We start from the raw sequence: 201 nt of genomic DNA, 5'->3' as shown, positions 1-201 counted from the left end.
CAGGCTCACCCCGGCTGCACCGTCGGTATCAACCGCTCCGCTAAACAAGGTCGTGCCTGATCCGGCCACCTGGGTAAAGCTCGCTGCAGTCAAGCCTGCACTCTGGGTTACATCATTGGCATTCGTTACCGTCACCGCTCCCAACCGGGTCGTATCACCAACCGCTCCGGTAAACAACACATTCCCGCCGGTTCCTGCATC

General features: G+C 59.7%; 1 protein-coding gene. It reads right to left on the bottom strand.

Features of this window, described 5'->3' with window-relative positions; translation table 11 throughout:
* Positions 1-201, bottom strand: a 201-nt coding sequence (locus ACYQ2L_RS17260) for a hypothetical protein (protein WP_460058378.1), incomplete at both ends; no start/stop codon positions are given.

The sequence above is a fragment of the Spirochaeta dissipatitropha genome (assembly GCF_054657935.1).
Note: the sequence above shows the minus strand (reverse complement) of the source record. Positions and strands in the feature narration are given on the sequence as shown.